Source organism: Cellulomonas fimi ATCC 484 (genome assembly GCF_000212695.1).
Taxonomy (GTDB): domain Bacteria; phylum Actinomycetota; class Actinomycetes; order Actinomycetales; family Cellulomonadaceae; genus Cellulomonas; species Cellulomonas fimi.
This window is the reverse complement of the sequence record NC_015514.1, coordinates 3,818,591-3,837,492: the sequence shown is the minus strand read 5'-3', so window position 1 is coordinate 3,837,492 and position 18,902 is coordinate 3,818,591. Positions and strand designations below refer to the sequence as shown.

Below are 18,902 nucleotides of genomic sequence, written 5' to 3'. Positions count from 1 at the left end.
GGCGTCGTCGGTGGCCGCCGGTCCGGCGGGTACGACACGGCCCCGGCGTCCTGCAGGGCCGATGGTGCAGGTGCTCCCCGTCACGGTACGTCACCGCTCGACGGCCCGCGCCCCGGTCCCGTGCCGGCGTCGGGCGGCCACCGCGACCGCCGCGAGGCCCAGCGCCAGCAGCGCCACCGCCAGCGCGACCGGCACCGCGACGTCCGCGCCCGTCGTCGCGAGCGCGGAGCCCGCGACCCGGATCTCGACTTGCGCGAGCACCGCGCCCGTCGCGTCGCGGGCCTGCAGGTGGTGCAGGCCCGCCGCGAGCGTCGTCGGGACGGTCACGGTCGCGGTGGCCGTCCCGTTCGACACGGGCACCGTGGTGAGGCGCTGGTAGGTGCTGGCGATGCCGATCTCGACCTGCGTCCCGCTCACTCCCGTGACCGTGACGCCGACCTTCTCGCCCGGTCGCACGGTCCGCCTGTCGGCCGAGATGGCGGGGCTCGCAGGGCTGGCAGGGCTGGCGGGGCTGGCGGACGGCGACGCCGACGGGCTGGCGGACGGCGTGCCGGTCGGCGCGGTCGTGGGCGTCGGCGTCGTGGGTGTCGAGGTGGGCGTCGGCGTCGGCGTCGCCTGCAGCGCGTCGAGCGCGCCGGTGACCAGTGCCGTCACCGCGTCGACGTCGGCCTGGGTCGGCTGGCCCGCGGCGAGGACGACCCTGCCGGCGGCGACGGCCTCGTCGAGGTCGGCGAGGGACGTGTCGGTCCACCTGCTCCGGTCGACTGCCGCGGCCTCGTCGAGCGCCGCCTGCAGCGCCGTGCGGTCGACCGGCGCGGCGGAGACGACGGGCTCCAGCCGGAACGCGTCGAGCGTGCCCCACGCGTTCGCCGACAGGCCGAGGTACGCGCCGACCTCCACCGTGCCGTCCGCGCCGACGACGACGCCGTCGAGCGTGAACGTCGTCGGGTTGCTCCAGCCGGCCAGCCACACGGGCTCCTGGACGCCGTCACCCAGCGCGGACGACCACGCCCACAGGTTCAGCGTGTCGCCCTCGCCCTGGCCGCCGCCGCGGACGACCGCCGACAGCCGGTACGTGCCCGCCGGGACGCCCGTGATCCGCTGCTTCGCCTCGACGACGAACGGCTCACCCGCCCAGAACTGCAGCGCGCGCGTGCCGTCGGTCGCGTCGCCCGTCGCGTGGATCGCGTTCGCCGACGTCGCGACCGACCAGGAGGCGTCCCACATGCTCGTGTCGCCGTCCTCGAAGCTGCCGTTGCGCACGAGGTTCGGCGCGGTCACCCGGACCGTCGCCGTGACGTCGAGGTCCGTCGAGGTGATGCCGGGGATCGTGTACGTGCCGGTGCCGCGGATCCACGCGACCGCGCCGCTCCACGCGACCGTCGGGTTCTCGACGCTCCCGTCGTTGTACGTCACGCGCACCGTCGACGGCAGCGTCACGTCGTCGCCCAGGCGCACGTCCACCACCGGCGACTCGACCTGCGACGGCACGCGCGCCGTCGTCGCGCCGGTCCGGGCGTACCGGAACACGCGCAGCGACTCCAGGGGCGTGCCGTCGAACGCGAACAGCGCCTGGTTGTCCCACGCGGAGCCGCCGTACCAGTCGGCGGCGTCGTCGTACCCGCCCGCGAAGCTTGACGCCCACCCGGAGCCGTGCTCCTCCCACAGCGCCTGCTGCGACGCCGCGTCCGCCGGGCCACCGACGGGGAGCCACGCGGGCTCCCAGTAGAAGACGCCGATGCCGGCCGGGCCGACGTCGTGCACGGCCTGGATCACGTCCCGCACGAGCCACGCCTGGCCCTGCACGCTCACCGGGTAGCCCTCGACCGCGGGGGAGCCCGAGCTCACCGTGTTGGGGTGCGTGTCGCCGTTGTCGAGCGTGGACGCCCACGACGTCTCCGCGACCATGACCTTCTTGCCGTAGGTGTCGGCGACGTCCTTGAGCACGCTCGTGAGGTTGGTCAGCGAGCCGTGCCACATCGGGTACCACGAGCTCGCGAACACGTCGTAGTCGACGTCGTAGTGGTCCAGGATGCCCGCGTAGGTGGCGTACCGGCCGTTCTCCGGGTTGGTGAAGTGCAGTGCGACGAGCGCCTCCGGGAACACCGACCGCACCGCGGCGGCGCCCGCCTCGTAGACGCCGACGCACGGCTCCCACGACGAGACGGTCGCGCTCGCGGACGGGCACGAGATGCCGGCGATGCCGTTGTTCGACTCGTTGCCGACCTGCACCATGCCGACGTCGACGCCCGCGTCCTCGAAGTCCTGCAGCGCGTCCTGCGTGAACTCGCCCGCGGCCGTCGCGCGCTGCGCCGCGTCGAGGCCCGCCCACGCCTTGGGCACGTGCACCTTGGCCGGGTCCGCCCAGAAGTCGGAGTAGTGCAGGTCGACGAGCACGCGCATCCCGGCGGCGGTGGCCCGGCGGCCGATCTCGACGGCGCGCGGCACGTCGACCGTCCCGCCGCCGTACCCGTTGCCGTCGGCGTCGTAGGGGTCGTTCCACACCCGGACACGGACGTAGGTGACGTCGTGGTCCGCGAGGACCTCGAACAGGTCGGCTGGCTGCCCGTCCTCGTCGCGGAAGACCGTGCCGCTCGCCTCGAGCGAGAGGACCGACGAGACGTCGACGCCCGCCACGAAGTCGGCGGGGAGACCGTCGACCTTGTCGACGAAGATGCCCGCGTCGACGGGACCGTCCTCGGCCGCGGCGGCCACCGCCAGGAGCACGGGAGTCAGGACCGCCGCAGCGGCGGCCGTGACGGCGGTCGTCACGCGCATGGCGTGCGTCGGGCGGGTGCGGAGTCGGGTGTGCGCGGTCATGACGCTCCGTCGGGTCGTGAGAGCCGCGTCGTCGCGACCCTGCGCTGTGCACGGTCCCAGCCAAGGACCGCGCACAACATACGGCAGCGCCCGGGCTCGCGCGCAAGAGGCTGTCCAGATGCGATGCGGATCCGTGACCGTTCACAGTTGCAGCGACGAGCCACCGCTCGGGCTCGCGCGTGCGCGCGGGCTCGTCCGTCGGCCGTGGGCCGTCGGGCCGACAGGCGTCAGTGCGTGCCGGTCACTCGCCGGCGAGCAGCCGCGCCTTCGCCGTCGCGAACTCCTCGTCCGACAGGTGCCCCGCGTCGCGGAGCTGCCCGAGCCGCTCCAGGCGCGCCAGCAGGTCCCCCTCGCCGCCGTCCGGGCCGGCCGTCGCCGCAGCCGACTCCGGCGCCGCGTCCGTCACCGGCTCGACGATCGCGAACGGCCGCTTCGCCGCCGCGGCCTCCTCCTCGCGCTTCGTCTCGAACGCGTGGTACCCCTCGCGCGCCGCGTCGACCGCACCCTTGCCCGCGACGACCGCGCCGTTGGCGAGCGCCGTCCCGGTCTCCGCCGCGAACGCCACGACCTCGCCGCTGCGCGTCGTCAGCATCGCCTTCGTCGACTCGCTGACCGGCAGGAAGTCGATCCCCTTCGACAGCCCCCGGTGCACGTCCCGCGCGATCCCGTGCCGCTGCAGCCGCGCGTCGAGCCTCGGTCGCGTCTCGTCCGTCATGTCGCCGCCCTCGTTCACGTCGTCGGCGTCGGCCCCCTGCTCCCGCAGGCGACCGCGCCCGGTCGTCCGCGCCAATCTAGGCCACCCCGCTGTGACCCGGCCGTCCAGGGCGGCCCGTGCGACGAGATCCGACGGGCGTCACGTTCTCGCGCAGCCGACGACGCGCGGGGACGATGAGATCCGGCCGCAGCGCCGGTCCACCCGTCGACCACCCCGTCCACGTCGCGAGGTCTCCCATGAAGCTCCTGCTCACGTCCGGCGGCGTCACCAACCCCAGCATCCGGGCGGCGCTCGAACGGCTCCTCGGCAAGCCCGTCGGCGAGTCCCGCGCGCTCTGCATCCCGACCGCGCAGTGGGGCCACCCGATGTGCGGCCCCGCATCCGTGCAGAGGACCGTCGCCGCAGGGACCGGGACGGGGGCCGCGCACCTCACCGGCCTCGGCTGGGCGTCGCTCGGCGTCCTCGAGCTCACCGCTCTGCCCACCGTCGGCGAGGAGCGGTGGATGCCGTGGGTCCGCGAGGCCGACGTCCTGCTCGTCGACGGCGGCGACGCCACCTACCTCCACCACTGGATGCACGAGTCCGGCCTGGCCGACCTGCTGCCGTCCCTGACCGACACCGTCTGGGTCGGGGTCAGCGCGGGCAGCATGGTCATGACGCCCCGCATCGGGCAGTACTTCGTCGAGTGGCCGTCCGCCCCGGACGACCGGACGCTCGGCGTCGTCGACTTCGCGATCTTCCCGCACCTCGACGCCTTCCCCACGAACACCCTCGCGCACGCCGAGCGGTGGGCCGCGGACCTCGGCGTCCCCGCGTACGCCATCGACGAGCAGACCGCGATCGCGGTCGTCGACGGCACGACCGAGGTCATCTCGGAGGGCCGGTGGGTCCAGCTCGGCGCGTGACGGCCGACGTACCGGCTTCAGCAGGAGCCGGTTGCTGCCGATCCGTCGGTCATGGGGGAGTTCGAGACACGACACTGGCGTCGGTACGGCAAGGACCGGACGTATGTCCTCGACGTCGCGACGGGTGTGCAGATCGGCTACCGGGACAACGTCAGCGGCGAGCTGGTGCCGGCGGACGCGAGCACCGCCAGGGTCTTGGACCGCTGGGCGTGCCTCGCCGACGCAGGCTTCACGTTCGCGACGCCGCCTGCTCCCACGGGTCCGACGGCTCCCGCGGTTCCGTCACTCACGATCCCCGGAGGTGAGGGGCCCAGAAAGCACACCCGGCCGCCGCGGCTCGACGAGGACCTCAGCGTGCGAGCGGCGGGTCAGGGGGCCCGCAAGCGGGCGAACGAGGAGCTCGAGGCACGACGGGCCCAGCTCGGTCGGTTCCGGACCTGGGTCGGTAAGGTCGTCGACGCCCGGACGGACGAGCGCGCGTGGCGGATCGGCGCGGCGGCCGAGGAGTCGATCGGAGCCGAGCTCGAACGGCTGACTCCGTACGGTTGGCGGATCCTGCACTCGGTTCCGGTCGGAGCGAACAGCTCCGACATCGATCACGTGCTGATCGGCCCGCCCGGCGTCTTCACCGTGAACTCGAAGCATCATCCCGGCGCGAACATCTGGGTCGTGTCGAAGCAGGTCAGGGTGAACAACCAGCCCGTGCCGTACCTCCGCAACTCCCGACACGAAGCCGCGCGAGCTTCCGCTCTGCTCACGGCGGCCGCCGGGGTCCCCGTCACGGCCGCAGCAGTGCTGGTCTTCCGTCTCGGGTCCGGATCGCTGACCGTGCGCGAGCACCCCGGCGACGTCCTCGTCCTCCGAGCGACCAAGGCGGCCAGGGCCTTGCGGGCGCTCCCGCCCTCCTTGACGGCCGAACAGGTGGGCGTGGTCTACGACGCCGCCAAGCGGCGCTCGACCTGGCAGCCAAGCTGACCCGATTGCGCGATCGGACGGCGGCCTACGCCACCGCGGCGCCGAAAGCCTGGAAGAGGTCACCCGGCAACGGTGTCGTGAGCTCCCAGGTGATGGCCATCGGACGTTCACCCACGTGGCCGCGGTACGTGCCGGGTCCGAGGAACCAGAACGCGCGGTCGTCGGCGCGGAGCCGGGCGAACAGCAGGATCGACCGGGCCTCGCGTTCGTGGTTCCGGTAGCGCAAGCCGGTAGCGCTGTCCGCGCGTGTCGTTGACTGGCTCTCCCAGTGGATGAGGGTGGGGGTGATCGCGTAGTCCCGGTAGCGCGTCGTCGGTGAGAAGCCACCGCTGCTCTTGTCGAGCGTGAAGGCGAGCAGGTCAGCGTTGGCGCGCTTGGCGTCGAGCACGCCGCTCTGCCATGCGAACGCCTTGGCGCCGTCGACGAGGCCCAGCGCGGTGAGGATCTCGATCCGCGAGTAGCGCGCGTGAACCTGCAGCGGAGCCTGCGGGTGCGTGAGCAGCGGCTCGTGGACGTGGTCGATCCGACGCTCGAGCACCGCGGCTAGCTCGACTAGCTCGGCGAGGACTTGAGGGTGCGCCCACACCACATCGACCGCGTCCTGAAGTGTCGTCGCCGTCGTGATGGCTTGATCAGCGAGGCCAGCGACCATCATGTGAAGAAGCCGCCGATCCCGCTCGCGTAACGACGCCGCATCTGGAGCGGCCGGGAGCGACGCGAATCGGGTGAGCGCTTCGGTCCGGACCCGGTCGTTGACATGCAGAAGGCGCCCAACCGCGCGGCGAAGCGTCCGTTCGTTCGGCCCTTCGGCACGGCAGGGCGCGTCGGCCGCGGTCCGCAGGTCGGACCACGAGTGAGTGCCGTCGTAGACGTCTTCGAGGTCGAGGCCGGAATCCTCCAGGAAGGCGCTCAGAGTGAGGTCGCCACGATCCCTCCGAAGCGCGCGGAGTTCCTCCACCTTCGCAGGCCAGCGTGACGGAATCGCGTCGCGCACACTTTGCAGAACGATCTCGGACGACTTTCGGTCGAGTTGCATGTGGCAGCCGGCCGGTAGGAAGGGGAAGCCCGCCGTGACGGCGTGTTCCACGTCCCTGCGCGTGCCGCCCAGCAGGGCGCGGAAGCGGCGGTCGAATCGAAACTCGGCACGGTGGATGCCGACGAAGTCGAGAACCGTGCAGGCGCCCTTGTGAGGCGTCTTGCGCAGGCCCCGACCGAGCTGCTGGAGGAAGAGTGTCGGGCTCTCCGTCGGCCGGAGCATGAGGATGGTGTCGACGTCGGGGACGTCCACGCCCTCGTTGAAGAGATCGACCGAGAACAGCACCCGAATGCGGCCGCTGGCCAGGTCACGCAGCGCCTGCTCGCGGTCGGAGCGCGGGCTGTCACCCCAGACGGCCACCGCAGCAATGCCGTGCCGATTGAAGTGCTCCGCCATGAACCGTGCGTGCTGGACGCTGACACAGAATCCGAGACCGCGCAGCGTCGCGACATTCGCTCGCGCGGCGACCTCCTTGATGACCCTTCGCGCCCACGCGTCGGAACTTGTGTACAGGTTGCTGAGCGCCTCGACGTCGTACCCCCGACCGCGCCGCCACGGAACCTCTCTGAGGTCGAGCCCGTCATGGACCCCGTAGTAGACGAACGGAGCCAGGTGCTGCTGGTCGATGGCGTCCCAGAGCCGCAGTTCGGCGGCAATCCGGTGATCGAACCACTGCAGGATCGGGAGGCCGTCGGTGCGCTCAGGGGTCGCGGTGAGGCCCAGAAGCTCCTTCGGCTTGACGGCGGTGAGGATCCGCTCGTAGGAAGCCGCCGCAGCATGGTGGAACTCGTCGATGATGACGACGTCGAAGTGCTCAGGGTCGAGCGAACCGAGGCCGTTGGCATTGAGGCTCTGGACGGACGCGAAGACGTGATCGAAGTCCCTCGGTCGCGACTGCCCCACCCACTTCTCGCCGAACTGCGTCTCGCGAAGGGTGTGCCGAAACGTCGCGAGGCTCTGGTCGAGGATCTCTTCTCGGTGGGCGACGAACAGCAGGCGCGCACTGCCGAGCCGCCGTCGAAGCCGGGCGTAGTCGAGCGCTGCCATGACTGTCTTGCCGGTGCCGGTGGCCGCGACGAGCAGGTTCCGGTGATGGCCGCGCTGACGCGATACCTCAAGCAGTTCGAGCAGGCGTGACTGGAAGGGATGGGGCCGTACCTCGAGCGGACTGAGCATGACGCGGGGGCCGTGGTCGCTGTTCCCAGCTCGCCGCTGCTCGGCGGCGAATTGCTCGGGGTCGTAGGGGACGAAGTCGCCGGCCGACCAGTAGCTGTCATAGACCGCCTGGAACTTCGCGATCACGTCAGGGTTTCGGGCGGCCGACAGGCGCACGTTCCACTCGAGGCCGGTGACCGTCGCGGATCGCGTCAGGTTCGACGAGCCCACGTAGGCAGTCGAGAACGGTGTGCGGTGGAAGATCCACGCCTTCGCGTGCAGCCGCGTCGAACCAAGGTCGTAGGAGACCCGGACATCGGCGCCCAACTCGGCGAGAAGATCGAGGGCCTCGCGCTCGGTCGAGTCCGTGTAGGTGGTCGTCAACACGCGCAGTGGTCGGCCGCTCGCGCAGTGCCGCCGCAAATCCTCGAGCAACGGGTTGATGCCGCTGCGCCGAATGAACGCCATCACCAGATCGATCGCTGTCGCGGACGCAATCTCGGACTTGAGTTGGCTCCACAAACTGGGCTCACCAGGTGCGTTCGTGAGGAGCGTCGTGTCCAGGAGCGGGATGACTGGCGCGGCCAACTCCTCTGGCGCGCCGTCGGGCCGTCGACGAAGGACTGCACGTAACACCGAGGTCGGCTCGACGAGATGAGCTGCATCGTCGAGTTCGACAAGTTCCCCGAGACGACCGACAAGGCCGTGCGCTACTCGGGCTGCGACGGCGACGCGGTCCTTGTCATCGACATCCAGCAACGCCCGCTCGACGAGTTGGCTGACGTGCCACGCGATGCGATCGGCCGCATCCGCGGCGTCAAGCGTGCGGCGACGCTCGCTCAGGCTCTCGGGCAGACGATCGAGGTCCGCCTGCAGCCCGCGAGTGACGAGCGACTCATAGAGGCCAGGCTCGAGGTTCGCCACGGCTGGACGGTACACGCGGCGCGGGACGCTGCAGAGCAACGTGTGCTCCCACCTCACGCCACGCCGGCCGCGCGCACCCGCCGACGACGAAGGGCCCGTACCCACACAGCGGTGGGTAGCGGGCCCTTCGGGCGGCGGAGGATGGGGGATTCGAACCCCCGAGGGCTTGCACCCAACACGCTTTCCAAGCGTGCGCCATAGGCCACTAGGCGAATCCTCCAGGCGGGCCCAGGGTACTCGACCCGACGGGCTTCTCCGAAACGGGCGACGAGCGCGGGGGTGAGCGGCCACGATGGTCTGGCGGCGCACGAGCACGGACCGGCGACGAGGAGGCTCCATGGTGGTGGCGCAGGACGCGAGCGACGAGACCACGACGGCGGGGGTGCGCGTGCGGCGCGCGGAGCCGGCGGACCTGCCGGCGGCCCGGACAGTGCTGGCGCGGGCCCTCGCGCACGACCCGTTGATGGACTGGATCTTCGGCCTGCGCGCGGACCGGTCGGCGGCGGTGTCGGCGTTCCTGTGGGCGGGGGTCGAGGGGTACGTGCTCGCGGGGACGACGTGGCTCGCGGTCGACGACCGGCGTGCGGTCGGGGCGGCGGCGTGGCGCGTGCCGGGGACGGAGGCGGCGGGTGCGGACGGTGGGCCGCCGCTGCCGGGGCCGTCGATCCTCGGGCTGCTGCTGCCGGCGGACCGCGTGGTCATGGTGCGCGACGGGTTCGAGGCGATGCGGGACCAGTTCCCCGACGAGCAGCACGTGCTGCTGCACTTCCTGGGAGTGGACGCGGACCGGCGCGGGTTCGGGATCGGGGCGTCGCTCGTGGAGGCGGGGCTGGCCGCGGCGCCCGACCACCTGCCGGCGCACGTGAACACCACGCTCGACGCCAACGTGCGGTTCTACCAGGCGCGCGGGTTCGAGCAGGTCGGGTCGGTGCGGCTGGGGGATCGGGGCCCGCTGATGCACGGGCTGCGTCGCCCTGCCCGTCGCCCCTAGGCTGGCGGACGTCCGAGGTCCGCCCGGACACGGCGGGCCGCGACCGACGAGGGAGCAGCGGCAATGGCGCACGGCGACATCACGCACATCGACATCCCCGCGGACGACCTGGGCCGCGCGACGGCGTTCTACCGGGCGGTGTTCGGGTGGGACGCCCAGGAGATGCCCGGGTTCGAGGGCTACCCGATGTGGCAGGCCCCCAACAAGATCAGCGGCGGCGGGTTCGGGCCGCGCGACGACAAGCTCCGCATCCCGCGGTCCTACGTCGAGGTCGACTCGATCGACGACGCGCTCGCGACGGTCGTCGCGCAGGGCGGCAGGGTCGTGATGGAGAAGTCGGAGATCTCGCCGACGAGCTGGTGGGCGGTGTTCGAGGACACCGAGGGCAACGAGCTCGGTCTGTACGAGAGCGACACGCACGCCGAGCCGCAGGGCTGACCGGTCGTCCGTCGAGCGGGCGCCTGACCCGTCAGGCCAGCGGCTTGGCCATGACGAGGCACGCCGTGCCGGGCCAGAGGTCCATGAGCTCCTCGAGCCGCAAGAACCCCTGCGCCTCGTAGAACAGCCGCGTGCGGCGGTAGCCCTCGTCGGGGTCGGACGGGCCGAGCGTCTTCACGGTCAGCAGGCGCGTGCCGGCGGTGACGAGGTCGCGCTCGACGGCAGCGAGGAGCGCGCGGCCGACGCCCCGCCGGTGCCAGGCGGCCTTCACGGCCATGAGGTGGAGCTCGGCGGTCTCGGGGAAGTGCTGCTCGACGAGGAGCACGCCGACGGCCTCACCGTCGGGCGCGACGGCGACGTCGGCAGGGAGGCGGTCGGCGGCGTCGACGTAGCCCGCGGTGGCCTCGGGACGTCCGAACCACGCGGGCAGGTCCGCGAGGATGGTGTGCACCGTCTCCCGGTCGCCGGGTTCGTGCCGTTCGGTCCGCAGCCGGAGCTCACCCATGCGCGCACCGTAGCGGCGACGCATCGCTGCAGGTAGACGCTACCTTCGGCGCGTGACGTCGAACCTGGGGTGCATCGGCCTGGACGCGCCCGACAGCGCCGTGCTGGAGCGCCTGCTGCGGACCGCCGCCGAGCGCGGGGCCGAGCTCGGCGTCCGGGACGGGCGGAGGGTGGTGCGCTGGCAGGACGACGAGGGGGCGCGGCTCGTCCTCGTGCTCGACCGGTCGAACCGGCTCGTCGCCGTCACGCCGTCGTTCGCGTCCGAGCCGGGTGCGGTGCTCGGGTCGGTCCAGCACGCGAACGACGAGTGCTGGACGGCCGCCGTCATGGAGGACGGCTCGCAGGTGACCGCGCTGGCCGCCGACCTCGAGCAGTGGGCGCTGCTCGACCCCGGGGCGAGCGTCGCGGGGGACGCCGGTGTGGTCGCGCTGGGCCGGGCCGTCGAGGTGCTGCCCGACGCCGCGACGTTCGCGGCGTCGTCGGCGTCGCTGCTGGACCCGAGCCGGGGCGACGCCGACGGCGGGCACCGGATGGGGCCGGAGTCGTTCATCCCCACCGGCATGTTCGCCGACGGCCCGTCGCAGGTCCGCCCGCACGGTCGGCTGAACGGCACGGTCCTGCGGTCACGGACGTGCCGCAACTCGCTCACCGGCACGGAGTTCCACGTGGCGCGGGTGCGCACCATCGGGTTCGAGGTCGACGTGTGCCTCGCCGCGTCCGAGCATCCCGAGCCGCCGTCGCCCGGTGCGGTCGTCGCGGGGATGGTGTACCTGGTGGCGGCCCTCGACGGGCCGTCCGACCCGGAGCCGACCGCCCCGAGGCGGCGGATCCGGGCTCCGTGGCGGCGGTGACGCGACCTCGCGGCTACGTCTGCGCGAAGCGGGCGACCGCGCGGATCTTGTTGGTCGCGTCGAGTGCCGCGACCTTGTACGCCTCGGACAGCGTCGGGTAGTTGAGGACGGTGTCGACGAGGTAGTCGATCGTGCCGCCGCACGCCATGATCGCCTGCCCGATGTGCACGAGGTCCGTCGCGGACGTCCCGAAGATGTGCACGCCCAGCAGGTGCCGCGTCTCGGTGTGGACGAGCAGCTTGAGCATCCCGTACGAGTCGCCGACGATCTGCCCGCGGGCGAGCTCGCGGTACCGGGCGACCCCCACCTCGTACGGCACGGAGTCGCGCGTGAGCTCGTCCTCGGTGCGCCCGCAGTAGGAGATCTCGGGGATCGTGTAGATGCCGATGGGCTGCACGGACGCGAGCTCGCGCGCGGGCTCGTCGAACGCCCGGTAGGCGGCGAGGCGGCCCTGGTCCATGGACGTCGCGGCGAGCGCGGGGAAGCCGATGACGTCCCCCACCGCGAAGACGTGCGGGACCGCGGTCCGGTAGTCGCCGTCGACCTCGATGCGCCCGCGGCGGTCCGCCTCCAGGCCCGCGGCGGCCAGGTCCAGGTCCGCCGTCTGCCCCTGCCGTCCGGCGGAGTACATGACGGTGTCGGCGGCGATCTTCTTGCCGGACGCCAGCCGGGTCACGGTGCCGTTCGGGCCGCTGTCGACGCCGGCGACCTCCTCGCCGAGCCGGAACGACACCGACAGGTCCCGCAGGTGGAACTTGAGCGACTCGACGACCTCCGGGTCGCACATCTCCAGCATCGTCGGGCGCTTGTCGACGATCGTCACGCGCGTGCCCAGGGCGGCGAACATCGACGCGTACTCGATGCCGATGATCCCCGCGCCGACGACGACCATCGACCCCGGCACCCGGTCGAGCGCGAGCACCCCGTCGGAGTCGACGACGGTCCGCTCGTCGAACTGCACCGTCTCCGGGCGGTGCGGGCGGGACCCCGTGGCGATGACGACGAACCGGGCCGAGATCCGTGTGCGCCGCCCGTCGTCGTCGGTGACCTCCACGGTGTGCGGGTCGACGAACGCAGCCGCACCCGTGTGCAGGTCGACGTGGTTGCGCAGGAGCTGGGCGCGCACGACCTCGATCTCGCGCCCGATGACGTGCTGCGTGCGGGCGAACAGGTCCTCGACCGTGATGTCGCTCTTCACGCGGTAGGACGCGCCGTACACGTCGCGCTGCGCCATGCCCGTCAGGTACAGGACGGCCTCGCGCAACGTCTTCGACGGGATCGTGCCCGTGTTGACGGACACGCCGCCCATCATGTGCCGCCGTTCGACGATCGCGACCCGCTTGCCGAGCTTGGCCGCGGCGATCGCCGCCTTCTGGCCGCCCGGCCCGGAGCCGATGACGACGAGGTCGACGTCGTACCGGGGGTCGTCGGGGGCCGGCGCGGGAGGTGCGTCGGGGCCGGGGATGCCGTCGTCGCTCACCCGTCGAGTCTGGCCCCGCCCGCCTCCGCGCACACCTGGACGGGGACGCGCCCGGACGGGTACACCTCGTCCGTGAGCCTCGACCGTCCGCTGCCGGTCCGCCGCGTGCCGCCGTCGGGAGGCGTCCCCGACGACGACGGCGCCTGGTACCTGCGCATCCCCGCGGTCCGGCAGGTGCTCACGGACGGCTGGGACCTGGACGCCGTGACGGTGCTCGTCGGGGAGAACGGGGCGGGCAAGTCGACGCTCGTCGAGGCGCTCGCGCTGAGCCGCGACATGGGGCCCGAGGGCGGCTCGATCGGCTCCCGGCACTCGACGCGCCCCTCAGAGGCCGAGCTGACGTTCCGCCTGGAGCGGGACATCGGCGCGGGACGCTTCGGCTTCTTCCTGCGCGCCGAGACGATGCACTCCTTCTACACGTACCTCGAGGAGAACCCGGGCAGCCGCCCGGAACCGAGGTTCCACGAGATGTCGCACGGCGAGTCGTTCCTGTCCCTCGTCGGCGACCGCATGTTCAAGCCCGGCCTGTACCTCCTCGACGAGCCCGAGGCGGCCCTGTCGTTCACGGGCTGCCTGGCGCTGCTCGCGCACCTGCACGACCTCGTCACGACGTCGCCCGCGCAGGTCGTGCTGTCGACGCACTCGCCGATCCTGGCCGCGCTTCCCGGCGCCGCGATCTGGGAGGTCGGCGAGTGGGGGATGCGGCGCTGCGACTGGGAGGACCTCGACCTCGTGCAGCGCTGGCGCGGGTTCCTCGACGACCCGCGGCGGTACCTGCGGCACGTCATCGACTGACGGGCCACGCGGCCCGGCGGGACCGGCCGCACGTGCGCGACGGCCCTCCCGCGTCCGTTAGGCTGGTGGGCAGACCCCTCGTGCGGCGTCATCTCGCTGAACCCCCCCAGGGCCGGAAGGCAGCAAGGGCAGGCGAGCTCTGGCGGGTGTGCGGGGGGTCCTGACGTTCCCCGGCGCGTCAGCCCACGGGCGGGCGCGGGTCCCGGCGACGCACGGCGAGCACGATGCCGACGACGGCACCGACGACCACCGTCGCCACGGCGAGGAAGCCCAGACCCAGCACGAGCAGGTGCCAGACGCTGACGCTGCGGAACATCCCGGGCCTCCCGACACCCTCGCCGGGCACGGCACCCGACGGCTGGTGCGCACGCTAGCGGTGCGGGAGGTGTGCCGTGCGCGGTTCGGTGCGACCCGTGGGCCCGACCCGGTGGCGCGGCCTCACACCTGGGACGACGCACGCTCCCGACGGGACCACTGGGCGAGCAGGGACCCCGCGGAGGCGACCACGACGAGCGCGACGAGGAACGCCGCGGCGCCGCCGATCAGCACGGCGGTGTGCCAGAACGTCATCCCCACGGTGGTCCTTCCCGGTGCGTCACGACCGTCGTCGAACCTATCGACCGGTTCGCGCGTGCCGAGAGGGACCGACGTCCCGTGCCGTGGGTGATCCCGCGGCGCGGCCCCCCGCGGGTGCCCCGGGTCGGGCCTCCGGTCAGCCGGCTTCCGGGTCGCGCAGGGCGAGGCGCGTGAACGTCTGGGCGGCACCGGCCTCGCGCTTGAGCCGACGGACGAGCAGGTCGAGCGACGCGGGGTCCGCGACCAGCGCGTGCAGGAGGTAGTCGTAGGAGCCGGTGACGTGGACGGCGTCGAGCACCTGCGGGAAGCCGGGCGGGCGACGCAGGGCCGCCTGGAAGTCCTCGTTCGTCGTCTCGGGAGCGAGCCGCACCTCGACGAACACCTCGAGCCCACCCGGCGGGGCGCCCGCGGGCGAGCGGCCCGTGACGATCGTGAAGCCGCGGATCGTTCCGTCGTCCACGAGCCGGCGCACGCGCGCGGCCGCCGCGTTCGCGCTCAGGCCCACGCGCGCCCCGAGCTCGCGGAACGGCAGCCGCGCATCCGCGGTCAGCTCACGAAGGATCGCGTCGTCGATGACGTCCACGGCGCGCATTCTCGCAGTCGGACCGCGCCTTGCGCAGCGCGGCGTCGACGCGGGTGCGGGTTCCGTCGATCCTGGCGGCATGGACCTGACCCCCGTGCTGCTCGGCGCGCTCGCCGGGCTCGCCGTCGCGGTGCCCGTCGGGGCGGTCGGGGTGCTGCTGCTGCGCGAGGGGGTCGTGCACGGCACGCGCGTCGCGCTCGGCGCGGGGCTGGGCGTCGCGACGGTCGACCTGCTCTACGCGGCCGTCGCGGTGGTCGCGGGCACGCAGGTCGCCGCTGTCGTGACGGCGCACGCGACGACGGTCCGGTGGGTCACGACGGCCGTCCTGCTCGCCGTCGCGTCCGGCGTCCTGCGGTCGTGGTGGCGGGACCGACGCGCGCCCGGTACCGGCAGGCCGACCGGCCCGCAGCCCCTGGCCGCGGACGGTGCGACGGCGGGCACCCGGACGACGGTCGTCGCCTGGGTCGGCCGTCCCGTTGCGCTCGCCGCGTACGTGCGGTTCGTCGGGCTGACCGTCGTCAACCCCGCGACGCTGCTGATCTTCGCGACCGTGGCCGTGGGGCTCGCGTCGCGGGTCGGCGGCGACGGGTCCCCGGCGCTCGCGGGGGTGCTGTTCGTCGCCGGCGCCGGGGTCGCGTCGGCCGCCTGGCAGAGCGTGCTCGCGGTCGGCGCGGGGGCGCTCGGCCGGGTCGCGGGGGAGCGCGGGAGGTCGTGGGCCTCGCTCGTCGGGGCGCTCGTCGTGCTCGTCCTCGCGGTGCTCGTCGCCCTCGGCTGAGGCCGCCGTCGACCCGACGCGGCGAGGCCGACCGGCCCGGTGCCGCGCGTCTCCCCAGGCCCCGGCCGCGTGCTCCCGCCCGTGGGTGGGGACGTCTAGGGTTGCCGCGTGACGACAGCCCTGTACCGCCGCTACCGGCCCGAGAGCTTCGCCGAGGTCATCGGTCAGGACCACGTCACGGCGCCGCTCCGGCAGGCGCTGCGCAGCGGTCAGGTCAACCACGCGTACCTGTTCAGCGGCCCCCGGGGCTGCGGCAAGACGACGTCGGCCCGCATCCTCGCGCGCATCCTCAACTGCGAGCAGAACACCGAGGGCAGCCCGACGGACACCCCGTGCGGGACGTGCCCGTCGTGCGTCGAGCTGGCGCGCGGCGGGTCCGGCAGCCTCGACGTCGTCGAGATCGACGCGGCGTCGCACGGTGGCGTCGACGACGCCCGTGAGCTGCGGGAGCGCGCGACGTTCGCGCCCGCACGCGACCGGTACAAGGTGTTCATCCTCGACGAGGCCCACATGGTCACGCCGCAGGGGTTCAACGCGCTGCTCAAGATCGTCGAGGAGCCCCCGCCGCACGTGAAGTTCATCTTCGCGACGACGGAGCCCGACAAGGTCATCGGCACGATCCGGTCCCGCACGCACCACTACCCGTTCCGCCTGGTGCCGCCGGACGTCCTGGTGCCGTACCTCGAGCAGCTCTGCACGAGCGAGGGCGTGCCCGTCGGAGCCGGTGTCCTGCCGCTCGTCGTGCGCGCGGGCGGCGGGTCGGTGCGCGACACGCTCTCCGTGCTCGACCAGCTCATCGCCGGCTCGGCTGGCGGCCTCGACTACGACGACGCGGCCGCGCTCCTCGGCTACACGCCCGCCGCGCTGCTCGACGACCTCGTCGAGGCGGTCGCCGCCCGTGACGGCGGCTCCGCGTTCCGCGTCGTCGAGCGCGTCATCTCGACCGGCCACGAGCCGCGCCGGTTCGTCGAGGACCTGCTCGAGCGGCTGCGCGACCTCATCGTCATCGCCGCCTCCGGCGACGCGGCCGACGCGGCCCTGCGCGACGTGCCGTCGGACCAGATGGCCCGCATGCGCCTCCAGGCGCAGCACCTCGGCGCCTCGGAGCTCTCCCGCTCCGCGGACCTGGCGAACGCCGCCCTCACCGAGATGACGGGCGCGACCTCCCCCCGCCTGCACCTCGAGCTCCTCATGGCCCGGCTCCTGCTGCCCGCCGCCGACGACACGCGCACCGGGCTGGGTGCGCGGCTCGACCGGCTGGAGCGCGGGCTGCCCGCCGGGGGTGCGGCGTTCGCGTCGGCACCGCTCGTCGCCCCTGCGGGCGTCCCGCCGACGGCCACCGCGGCGGCTCCCGTGCCGCCGCACGGCGCAGCGGCCGCGGTCCCGTCGCAGGTCCCGACGGCCGTCGCCCCGCCGGTCCCGGCCGCCGCGACGCCGACGCCGGGTGGATCCGACGCGGGCCCCGCGGCGCCGGACCGGACGGCGCGCGGGGGAACCGATCGGCGGCCGGCGTCCGACGCCACCGACGCCTCGGACGGCCCGCGTCCCGCCGCCACGAGCTCGCCCACGGGTGCCCCCGAGGGGGACGCCGCCGCCGCGCAGGGGACGAGCCGGCCCGCGGAGCAGCGCCCGTCGAGCCTCGAGCCGGCCCCGCCCGAGCCCACCTCCGCGGCCGAGCAGGCCGCGAGCCGAGCGCCGTCCCCGGTGACCGCGCAGCCCTCGTCGCCCGGGCAGGGTCCGGCGTCCGTGCCGGCTCCGGCGCCCGGACACGTGTCGGCTGCCGCGCCGGGTCCGGCGTCCGTGCCGTCGTCGGCTGGCACGTCGGGTCCGCCCGCCGCACCCGCGGCCACCGCTGCACCCGCGGCGTCGGCTGCGGTCGCGCCCTCGGCGCCGCCCGCCGGTGGTCGGGACACCGAGGTGCTGCGCCGCCGCTGGCCCGAGGTGCTCGAGACGGTCAAGGGGCTGCGCCGCGTGACGTGGGCGCTCGTCGACCCGCGCAACGCCCAGGTCGCCGAGCTCGACGCGACGACGCTGCGCCTGTCGTTCAGCACCCCGCAGCTCGCGGCGACCTTCCGCAACGGCGCGCACGCGGACGTCGTCGCGCGCGCGGTCCGCGAGACGCTCGGCTTCGACGTGCGCGTCGAGGGCGTCCTGGGCGACGCGCCGACGGCCGGTGCTCCCGGTCGTGGACCGGCCGGCCCGGCTGCTGGGGCCACGGGTCCGGCGGGCGGCGGCGGGACCGCGGCCCGAGCAGCGAGCCCCGGGTCGGCCGGTGCCGCGCCTGCCGCGGGCCCCGCGGGCGTGGTGAGCGCGGCCGCCGCGGCAGCCTCGTGGGACGACGAGCCGCCGCTGCCGGAGCCGCCCGACGACGACCCCGGTGAGCCCGGCGTCCCCGACGGTCCTCCGGACGACGCCGCCGGGCTGCGGTCCGGGTCCGACGCGGTCGCGCACGGCGCCGCCGCCGACGGTCGCGCCGACGCCCGCGGGCGCGACGCAGCAGCGCCGGGTGACGGTGGACCCTCGAGCCCGGCGTCGACCGGGCCGGCGCCCGAGCGTGGCGCGGCAGCGCCCGGGCGCACGGCGGCGGGTGGTGGAGCGAGCGGTGCGCCTGCCGCCGGCCCGTCGGCGCGCGAGCTCGGGATGGCCGCCGCGGCGCGTGACTCCGCCGCGCGGTCCGCGGCTCGGCAGGTCGAGGACGACCCGTCGCCCGACGACCCCGACATCACGTCGTCCTCGCTGGTGGGCGCACCGCTCGTCGCGCAGCTGCTCGGCGGCACGGTGATCGACGAGCAGTACGACGACCCGACGGCGTGACGACCGCCCGACGGCCGCGCGGGACGCTGCACCACCTGGAGCTCTGGTGCCCGGACCTCGCGGCGGCCGAGGCGGACTGGGACTGGCTGCTGCGCGCGATCGGCTGCGTGCCGCGTGACCGGTGGCCGGCGGGGCGCAGCTGGACGACGCCGGACGGCTCGTACGTCGTGCTGGAGTCGGGCCCGGACGTGGTCGGCACCGCGCACGAGCGGCGACGCCCGGGCCTCAACCACGTCGCGTTCGTCGCGGGCACCCGCGCGGAGCTCGACCGGCTCGTCGACGCCGCCCCGGCGCACGGCTGGACGCTGCTGTTCCCCGACCGGCATCCCTACGCGGGCGGCCCGGGGCACTACGCGGCGTACCTCGAGGACGCGCGCGGGTTCGAGGTGGAGCTCGTGGCCGCGGACGGCGCGTGACGCGCACGGCCTCGGGGCGTGGGTCCCGTCTGCCGTACCTCGCCGAGCCGTACCTCGCCGAGCCGTACCTCGCCGAGCCGCACCCCGCCGCGCCGCACCCCGACGGCGGCCTGCGCCGAGACCGCCGACGCCCCGCCAGCACGTAGGCT

18 protein-coding genes, 1 tRNA gene and 1 other RNA gene are annotated in these 18,902 nt (G+C 73.9%); 11 read left to right on the top strand and 9 right to left on the bottom strand.

Features of this window, described 5'->3' with window-relative positions; all coding sequences use genetic code 11:
* Positions 1-90 precede the first annotated feature (90 nt).
* Positions 91-2,820, bottom strand: coding sequence for a glycosyl hydrolase 53 family protein (locus tag CELF_RS17315; protein WP_013772570.1), 2,730 nt, complete (start codon positions 2,818-2,820; stop codon positions 91-93).
* Positions 2,821-3,061: 241 nt separating this feature from the next.
* Positions 3,062-3,610 (bottom strand): SHOCT domain-containing protein, encoded by a 549-nt coding sequence (locus CELF_RS21265; protein WP_049791492.1) that lies wholly within the window; start codon positions 3,608-3,610, stop codon positions 3,062-3,064.
* A 161-nt stretch (positions 3,611-3,771) separates the two neighbouring features.
* Between CELF_RS21265 and CELF_RS17305 the strand changes: the two genes are divergently transcribed.
* Together CELF_RS17305 and CELF_RS19735 are read left to right on the top strand one after the other, a co-directional pair.
* On the top strand, positions 3,772-4,440 hold the full coding sequence (locus CELF_RS17305; protein ID WP_013772568.1) for a Type 1 glutamine amidotransferase-like domain-containing protein: 669 nt from the start codon (positions 3,772-3,774) through the stop codon (positions 4,438-4,440).
* 51 nt (positions 4,441-4,491) lie between these two features.
* Entirely contained in the window at positions 4,492-5,415 is a 924-nt protein-coding gene (locus tag CELF_RS19735; protein WP_013772567.1) for a nuclease-related domain-containing protein, read from the top strand.
* 25 nt (positions 5,416-5,440) lie between these two features.
* Here CELF_RS19735 and CELF_RS17295 read toward each other — a convergent pair whose 3' ends face one another.
* The gene (locus tag CELF_RS17295) at positions 5,441-8,530 is read right to left on the bottom strand and encodes a DEAD/DEAH box helicase (protein ID WP_013772566.1); all 3,090 of its coding nucleotides are present in this window, start codon (positions 8,528-8,530) and stop codon (positions 5,441-5,443) included.
* A 135-nt stretch (positions 8,531-8,665) separates the two neighbouring features.
* Positions 8,666-8,750 (bottom strand) — tRNA-Ser (locus CELF_RS17290).
* 117 nt (positions 8,751-8,867) lie between these two features.
* Between CELF_RS17290 and CELF_RS17285 the strand changes: the two genes are divergently transcribed.
* Positions 8,868-9,521, top strand: coding sequence for a GNAT family N-acetyltransferase (locus CELF_RS17285; RefSeq protein ID WP_013772565.1), 654 nt, complete (start codon positions 8,868-8,870; stop codon positions 9,519-9,521).
* Between the two features lie 63 nt (positions 9,522-9,584).
* Complete coding sequence (locus tag CELF_RS17280; protein ID WP_013772564.1) at positions 9,585-9,959, top strand: VOC family protein; 375 nt, start codon at positions 9,585-9,587, stop codon at positions 9,957-9,959.
* A 31-nt stretch (positions 9,960-9,990) separates the two neighbouring features.
* Here CELF_RS17280 and CELF_RS17275 read toward each other — a convergent pair whose 3' ends face one another.
* On the bottom strand, positions 9,991-10,464 hold the full coding sequence (locus CELF_RS17275; RefSeq protein ID WP_049791597.1) for a GNAT family N-acetyltransferase: 474 nt from the start codon (positions 10,462-10,464) through the stop codon (positions 9,991-9,993).
* A gap of 52 nt (positions 10,465-10,516) precedes the next feature.
* On the opposite strand from CELF_RS17275, the gene CELF_RS19730 reads away from it, so the two are divergent.
* On the top strand, positions 10,517-11,314 hold the full coding sequence (locus CELF_RS19730) for a hypothetical protein (RefSeq protein ID WP_013772562.1): 798 nt from the start codon (positions 10,517-10,519) through the stop codon (positions 11,312-11,314).
* Positions 11,315-11,327: 13 nt separating this feature from the next.
* On the opposite strand, the gene sthA is transcribed toward CELF_RS19730, so the two are convergent.
* Positions 11,328-12,794, bottom strand: coding sequence for a Si-specific NAD(P)(+) transhydrogenase (sthA, locus tag CELF_RS17265; protein WP_013772561.1), 1,467 nt, complete (start codon positions 12,792-12,794; stop codon positions 11,328-11,330).
* Between the two features lie 72 nt (positions 12,795-12,866).
* On the opposite strand from sthA, the gene CELF_RS17260 reads away from it, so the two are divergent.
* Positions 12,867-13,589: an AAA family ATPase gene (locus CELF_RS17260; protein ID WP_013772560.1), complete on the top strand. Its 723-nt coding sequence runs from the start codon at positions 12,867-12,869 to the stop codon at positions 13,587-13,589.
* A gap of 69 nt (positions 13,590-13,658) precedes the next feature.
* Positions 13,659-13,755: signal recognition particle sRNA small type (gene ffs, locus CELF_RS19815), an RNA gene on the top strand.
* 12 nt (positions 13,756-13,767) lie between these two features.
* Here the strand turns inward: ffs and CELF_RS20530 are convergent.
* The 3 genes from CELF_RS20530 to CELF_RS17255 form a co-directional block, all read right to left on the bottom strand.
* Positions 13,768-13,905: a hypothetical protein gene (locus CELF_RS20530; protein ID WP_013772559.1), complete on the bottom strand. Its 138-nt coding sequence runs from the start codon at positions 13,903-13,905 to the stop codon at positions 13,768-13,770.
* A 122-nt stretch (positions 13,906-14,027) separates the two neighbouring features.
* A complete protein-coding gene (locus CELF_RS21415) occupies positions 14,028-14,159 on the bottom strand; it encodes a hypothetical protein (RefSeq protein WP_269471690.1) in 132 nt (43 codons plus the stop codon).
* Between the two features lie 142 nt (positions 14,160-14,301).
* Entirely contained in the window at positions 14,302-14,757 is a 456-nt protein-coding gene (locus CELF_RS17255) for an Lrp/AsnC family transcriptional regulator (protein ID WP_013772557.1), read from the bottom strand.
* Positions 14,758-14,827: 70 nt separating this feature from the next.
* Between CELF_RS17255 and CELF_RS17250 the strand changes: the two genes are divergently transcribed.
* The 4 genes from CELF_RS17250 to CELF_RS20525 all read left to right on the top strand — a co-directional run bounded on the left by CELF_RS17250 (position 14,828) and on the right by CELF_RS20525 (position 18,899).
* Positions 14,828-15,523, top strand: a complete 696-nt coding sequence (locus CELF_RS17250) for a LysE family transporter (protein WP_013772556.1) — start codon at positions 14,828-14,830, stop codon at positions 15,521-15,523.
* Positions 15,524-15,631: 108 nt separating this feature from the next.
* Entirely contained in the window at positions 15,632-18,337 is a 2,706-nt protein-coding gene (locus tag CELF_RS17245) for a DNA polymerase III subunit gamma and tau (protein ID WP_013772555.1), read from the top strand.
* Entirely contained in the window at positions 18,334-18,753 is a 420-nt protein-coding gene (locus tag CELF_RS17240; RefSeq protein WP_013772554.1) for a VOC family protein, read from the top strand. Before CELF_RS17245 ends, CELF_RS17240 begins: the two co-directional genes overlap by 4 nt.
* Positions 18,750-18,899 (top strand): hypothetical protein, encoded by a 150-nt coding sequence (locus CELF_RS20525; protein WP_013772553.1) that lies wholly within the window; start codon positions 18,750-18,752, stop codon positions 18,897-18,899. Before CELF_RS17240 ends, CELF_RS20525 begins: the two co-directional genes overlap by 4 nt.
* Positions 18,900-18,902 lie beyond the last annotated feature (3 nt).